General features: G+C 71.2%; 4 protein-coding genes and 1 pseudogene. All 5 read left to right on the top strand.

Annotation, left to right across the window (positions count from 1 at the left end):
* Window positions 1-246 (top strand): annotated as a pseudogene (locus GA0115254_RS18895) (ubiquitin-like domain-containing protein); the annotation flags it as partial.
* A gap of 78 nt (window positions 247-324) precedes the next feature.
* Window positions 325-1,200 (top strand): 16S rRNA (adenine(1518)-N(6)/adenine(1519)-N(6))-dimethyltransferase RsmA, encoded by an 876-nt coding sequence (gene rsmA, locus GA0115254_RS18890; RefSeq protein ID WP_093896482.1) that lies wholly within the window; start codon window positions 325-327, stop codon window positions 1,198-1,200.
* A complete protein-coding gene (locus GA0115254_RS18885; RefSeq protein WP_093896481.1) occupies window positions 1,197-2,090 on the top strand; it encodes a 4-(cytidine 5'-diphospho)-2-C-methyl-D-erythritol kinase in 894 nt (297 codons plus the stop codon). The genes rsmA and GA0115254_RS18885 overlap by 4 nt, the downstream gene beginning before the upstream one ends.
* Before the next feature lie 168 nt (window positions 2,091-2,258).
* The gene (locus GA0115254_RS18880) at window positions 2,259-4,076 is read left to right on the top strand and encodes an ABC-F family ATP-binding cassette domain-containing protein (RefSeq protein ID WP_093896480.1); all 1,818 of its coding nucleotides are present in this window, start codon (window positions 2,259-2,261) and stop codon (window positions 4,074-4,076) included.
* 114 nt (window positions 4,077-4,190) lie between these two features.
* The gene (locus tag GA0115254_RS18875; RefSeq protein ID WP_093896486.1) at window positions 4,191-6,041 is read left to right on the top strand and encodes a collagen-like triple helix repeat-containing protein; all 1,851 of its coding nucleotides are present in this window, start codon (window positions 4,191-4,193) and stop codon (window positions 6,039-6,041) included.
* Window positions 6,042-6,283 lie beyond the last annotated feature (242 nt).

The following is a 6,283-nucleotide window of genomic DNA, read 5'->3' as shown; positions in this document are numbered from 1 at the left end:
CGCCGTCTCGTCCCGCAGGCCCTCGTCGTCGCGATCCTGGCAGGTGGCACCACCGCATTCGTGGCCTGCGACAAGGCGGTGACGCTCGACGTCGACGGCACGCCCCGCACCCTGCACACCTTCGCGGACGACGTCGACGAACTCCTCGCCGACCAGGGGGTCACCGTCTCCGCCCACGACACCGTCAGCCCTGCCCTCGGCAGCGCGCTCGCCGACGGCGACGAGGTCGTCGTCCGGGCGTGGAGGTAGCGGAGGCGGCCGAGCCGGAGGCCTACGCGCAACGGGGGCGAGCCCCCGGCCTCGCCGCGGCCGTAGGCTTACCGGGTGAGCACCACTGAGCCCGATGCCCTCCTGGGCCCCGCAGACATCCGCGAGCTGGCCGCCAAGCTGGGCGTACGCCCGACCAAGCAGCGCGGTCAGAACTTCGTCATCGACGCCAACACGGTCCGCAGGATCGTGCGGACGGCGGAAGTCCGCCCGGACGATGTCGTCGTCGAGGTCGGCCCGGGGCTCGGCTCGTTGACCCTGGCGCTGCTGGAGGCGGCGGACCGGGTCGTCGCCGTCGAGATCGACGACGTGCTGGCGGGCGCCCTGCCGGCCACGGTCGCCGCCCGGATGCCGGGGCGCGCCGACCGGTTCGCCCTGGTGCACTCCGATGCGATGCTGGTCCGGGAGCTGCCGGGCCCGGCGCCGACCGCACTGGTCGCGAACCTTCCGTACAACGTCGCCGTTCCGGTCCTGCTGACCATGCTGGAGCGCTTCCCGTCCATCGAGCGGACCCTCGTCATGGTCCAGGCCGAGGTCGCCGACCGGCTGGCCGCCAGGCCGGGCAACAAGGTCTACGGCGTGCCGTCGGTGAAGGCCAACTGGTACGCGGACGTCAAGCGCGCCGGGTCCATCGGCCGCAATGTCTTCTGGCCCGCCCCGAACGTCGACTCCGGTCTGGTCTCGCTGGTCCGGCGCACCGAGCCGATCACGACGAGTGCGAGCAGGACCGAGGTCTTCGCGGTCGTCGACGCGGCCTTCGCCCAGCGCCGCAAGACGCTGAGGGCGGCGCTGGCCGGCTGGGCGGGCTCCGCGCCCGCCGCGGAAGCGGCCCTGGTCGCGGCCGGGATCTCGCCGCAGGCCCGCGGCGAGGCGCTGACGGTCGAGGAGTTCGCCGCCATTGCCGAGAACAAGCCCGCCGGGAGTGGCGAGTGAGCGTCACCGTCCGCGTACCCGCCAAGGTCAACGTCCAGCTCGCGGTCGGCGCCCCGCGCCCCGACGGCTTCCACGACCTGGCCAATGTCTTCCTCGCCGTCGGCCTGTACGACGAGGTCACCGTCACCCCCGCCGACGAACTGCGCATCACCTGCTCGGGCCCGGACGCCGCCAAGGTCCCGCTGGACGCGACGAACCTCGCCGCCCGCGCCGCGATCGCACTGGCCGAGCGGCACGGCATCGCACCCGATGTGCACATCCACATCGCCAAGGACATCCCCGTCGCGGGCGGCATGGCGGGCGGCAGCGCCGACGGTGCGGCCGCCCTGCTGGCCTGCGACACCCTCTGGTCCACCGGTGCGGGCCGGGAGGAGCTCCTCGCCATCTGCGCGGAGCTCGGCAGTGACGTGCCGTTCAGCCTGGTCGGCGGCGCGGCCCTCGGCGTCGGACGCGGCGAACAGCTGACCGCGATCGATGTCGGCGGAACCTTCCACTGGGTCTTCGCGGTCGCCGACGGCGGGCTCTCCACCCCGGCCGTCTACGGCGAGTTCGACCGGCTCACGGCCGGTACGGACGTCCCGGATCCCGCCGCGTCCGCCGCGCTCCTGGACGCGCTGCGGACCGGTGACGCCACGGCTCTCGCGGGCGCCCTGAGCAATGACCTCCAGCCTGCCGCGCTCTCCCTGCGCCCCTCCCTCGCCGACACCCTCGCCGCGGGCACCGGGGCCGGTGCCCTGGCCGCCCTGGTCTCGGGCTCCGGGCCGACCACCGCGTTCCTGGTGGCGGACGCGGAGTCGGCGCGGAAGGTGGCCGAGGCGCTGATCACCTCGGGGACATGCAGGAACGCACGGGCCGCGGTGTCCCCGGCGCCGGGCGCGACCGTCGTCTGACAGCGCCCGCCGCTACCGGCCGTAGTGGTAGCGGCAAGCGGCGATGCGGACCTCTTCGTTCACGACCTTGTGGATGAGCCGGTGGAGGTGGCAAGGAGCGAGCGGACGTCCCGCCACCGTTGCCCCGTACCCTGGGAAGCCGATCGATCCCACCGGGGTAGGAGTGAAATGGCCGTCAATCTGGTCAATGTCGAGCAGGTCAGCAAGGTGTACGGCACCCGTGCCCTGCTCGATGGTGTGTCCCTCGGTGTGTCCGAGGGGGACCGGATCGGTGTCGTGGGCCGTAACGGCGACGGCAAGACGACCCTCATCCGGATGCTTGCCAGGCTGGAGGAGGCGGACAGCGGCCGTGTCACCCACAGCGGCGGGCTACGCCTCGGCGTCCTCACCCAGCACGACTCGCTCGACCCCGAGGCGACCATCCGCCACGAGGTGATCGGCGACCTCGCCGACCACGAGTGGGCGGGCAGCGCAAAGATCCGCGATGTGCTCACCGGACTCTTCGGCGGGCTCGCCCTGCCGGGCTTCGAGCATGGCCTGGACACCGTCATCGCCCCGCTCTCCGGTGGCGAGCGGCGCCGGATCGCGCTGGCCAAGCTGCTCATCGCCGAGCAGGACCTGATCGTCCTCGACGAGCCGACCAACCACCTCGACGTCGAGGGCATCTCCTGGCTGGCCGGCCATCTGCGGGCACGCCGCTCGGCGCTCGTCTGCGTCACCCACGACCGCTGGTTCCTCGACCAGGTCTGTACGCGCATGTGGGACGTCCAGCGCGGCACGGTCCATGAGTACGAGGGCGGCTACAGCGACTACGTCTTCGCGCGGGCCGAGCGGGAGCGCATCGCCGCGACCGAGGAGTCCAAGCGGCAGAACCTGATGCGCAAGGAGCTGGCCTGGCTGCGCCGCGGCGCCCCGGCCCGTACTTCCAAGCCGCGCTACCGCATCGAGGCGGCCAATGAACTGATCGCCGATGTGCCGCCGCCGCGCGACACCAGCGAGCTGATGAAGTTCGCCAACGCCCGGCTCGGCAAGACCGTCTTCGACCTGGAGGACGTGACCGTCCAGGCAGGCCCCAAGACGCTGCTCACCCACCTCACGTGGCAGCTCGGCCCCGGCGACCGGATCGGCCTGGTCGGGGTCAACGGCGCGGGCAAGACCTCGCTGCTGCGGGCACTCGCCGAGGCGGCCCGCACCCAGGGCGACGCACAGCCCGCCGCCGGAAAGGTCGTCGTCGGCAAGACCGTCAGGCTGGCCTACCTCTCCCAGGAGGTCCACGAGCTCAACCCGAACCTGCGGGTGCTCGAAGCGGTCCAGCAGGTACGGGACCGGGTCGACCTGGGCAAGGGCCGGGAGATGACCGCGGGCCAGCTCTGCGAGCAGTTCGGCTTCTCGAAGGAGAAGCAGTGGACCCCGGTCGGCGACCTCTCGGGCGGTGAGCGGCGCCGGCTCCAGATCCTGCGCCTGCTGATGGACGAGCCGAACGTCCTCTTCCTCGACGAGCCCACCAACGACCTGGACATCGAGACCCTGACCCAGCTGGAGGACCTCCTCGACGGCTGGCCCGGATCGATGATCGTGATCTCCCACGACCGGTTCTTCATCGAGCGGACCACGGACCGGGTGATGGCGCTGCTCGGCGACCGCACGCTGCGGATGCTGCCGCGCGGGATCGACGAGTACCTGGAGCGCAGGCAGCGGATGGAGGAGGCGGCCACTCCCTCCGCCGCACCCGCGGCGGCGAAGGAGAAGGCCGCGCCGGGCGCGAGCGTCTCCCCGCAGGCCGCACGTGCGGCGAAGAAGGAACTGCAGAAGGTGGAGCGGCAGCTCGACAAGATGTCGACGCGGGAGACCGCGCTGCACGCACAGATCGCGGAGAACGCCACGGACTTCGAGAAGGTGGCGAAGCTGGACGCGGAGCTGCGCGAACTGGTCGCTGAGCGTGATGAGTTGGAGATGCGGTGGCTGGAACTGGCCGAGGACGCCTGACCGCTGCAATGCCTTCGGCGTGACCGGTGGGGCCTGTGGGGCGGGTGATAGAAAGAAAGCTCGCCCGGCACAGGTGGAGATGCCGGACCGGTCCGCACGAAGGGGGATGTGCTGATGACCCAGCCGCCCGGCCAGCAACCGCCGCAGGGAGGCTTCGGGGCTCCGTACGATCCGCCGCCGGGGTCGGTTCAGCCGTCGCCGCCACCACCACCTTCCGGATACGGTCCCGTGCCGCCGCCCGTTCAGGCCGCGGGGCCGTACGGTGCGCCTGTGCAGCCGGGTCCGTACGGCGCACCCGCGCAGCCGGGACCGTACGGCGCACCCGCGCAGCCGGGACCGTACGGCGCACCCGCGCAGCCGGGGCCGTACGGCGTTCAGCAGCCCGGTCCGTACGACGCACCCACGCAGCCCGGTCCATACGGGTATCCAGGGCAGCCGCAGCCCGGATACGGCTACCCGCCGCCGCAGCAGCAGTCGCAGCAGCCTCCGCAGCCCGGTGGCGGAGGGTTCTTCCGGGGCAGGCGCGGGACGGTCATCGGTGCCGTGCTCGCAGTGGTGTTGCTGGCCGGCAGTGGCATCTGGCTCGCCACGAGCGGGGGAGACGACGAGTCGAAGCCCACGGCGAAGGCGAGTGCCGATTCCGGACCGGACTCCACCGGCGACGGAGCCGACGGCAAGGCCAAGGATCAGGACCAGGACCAGGGCACGCACGACCTCCGTGCGGAGGCCGACGCGCTCAACGCCAAGCGCAGGCCGGGCGAGGCGAAGGTCCTCTGGCTCCAGGAGGGCGGCGTCGATCTGCCGCGCAACGGCTCGGACGTGTACGGCCCCTGGATCGTCGGCGACACCATCGTCAAGGCCATGTTCCAGACGCTCTCCGGTTACTCGGTCACCGACGGCCACCAGAAGTGGAGCCTTCGCATGCCGTCGAATCTGTGTGCGGCGCCCTCGCAGGCCACCGCCGACGGCAAGATCGTCCTCGGGATCGAGTCCGGCCACGGGGACAAGGCGTTCTGCGACGCGCTCCAGATGGTCGACCTCACGACCGGCAAGGCCGGCTGGCACAAGACCTACCGACGCCAGGGCGCCTGGGACGGGCTCTCCCACGTCGCGATGGCGATCAACGGCGACACCGTGACCGTGGGGCGCACCACCAGGACGGATGCCTTCCGGGTCAGTGACGGCAAGGTGCTCTGGGGCGAACTGCCGGGGAACTGCCAGCCGTTCGGCTTCGCGAGCGGCCCCGTGGCGATCGCCGCCACCAGCTGTCAGACGGCGGCCGACGACCACAAGGAACAGCAGGTGCAGCGGATCGACCCGGTCACCGGCAAGGTCCGGTGGACGTACAAGGTCAAGAAGGGCTGGCAGGTCGCGCAGTTCTACTCGGCGAGCCCGCCGGTCGTCTCGCTGAAGCAGGACGACAAGTGGGCCATCCTCGTGCTCAACGAGAACGGCACCTACCGCTCCCAACTGGTCGGTGGCACCGAGGACTACGTGACGGAGTGCGACGAAGACCTCCTCACCGACGGCAAGAGTCTCGACAACTGCCTCGGCGTGACGGCCGACGACCGGGCGGTCTACCTGGCGACGAAGCCCGACCCGGCGGCTCGCCGTCCCGCCAACAAGGTCGTGGCCTTCGACCTGAACACCGGTCGGACCAAGTGGAAGGCCGCGGCGCCGGCCGGTCAGACCATGATGCCGATGCGGGTGGAGGGCGGCAGGCTGCTGATGTATGTGGCGGCGGAGAAGAACAAGGGCGGCGGTATCGCGTCCTTCCCGCCGACGGGTGGTACGCCGCAGATGGTGCTGCGGCACCCGGCGGCGGCCGCCGCGGTCGAAAGGGACTTCTCTCTTTCCCGGGTCGCCTATGCGAACGGGCGCTGTTTCCTTGTGCAGGCGAGGATCAGCGGGATCGACGACGAGGCGGAGAAGTCGATGAGGTCGATCGTGGGCTTCGGCAGCTGACGGCCCGAGGCGTAACGGGGGCATCACGGGCCGGTTCTCCCTTGGGAACAGGGGGTGGACCGCCCCGGTGTCCAAGGTGTTGCGGGTGGTACAAAGAAGCCCCGCTCGACTGCCGTAACGCCGCGGGATCCATGCCCGATTCGCTCCTTTCCGGAGAGTTCAGGGGGTCTGTCGGACTCTTCGAGCCCTGCGGAATCGCGGGGGAGATCGGAACGGGCACCGGACCGCACGAAGGGGGACGT

The sequence above is a fragment of the Streptomyces sp. Ncost-T10-10d genome (assembly GCF_900091955.1).
Lineage (GTDB): Bacteria > Actinomycetota > Actinomycetes > Streptomycetales > Streptomycetaceae > Streptomyces.
Note: the sequence above shows the minus strand (reverse complement) of the source record. Positions and strands in the feature narration are given on the sequence as shown.

Excerpts from the sequence above, each read along its gene's own strand:
- GA0115254_RS18880 (WP_093896480.1), top strand. The coding sequence starts at position 2,259 with ATGGCCGTCAATCTGGTCAATGTCGAGCAGGTCAGCAAGGTGTACGGC.
- GA0115254_RS18875 (WP_093896486.1), top strand. The coding sequence starts at position 4,191 with ATGACCCAGCCGCCCGGCCAGCAACCGCCGCAGGGAGGCTTCGGGGCT.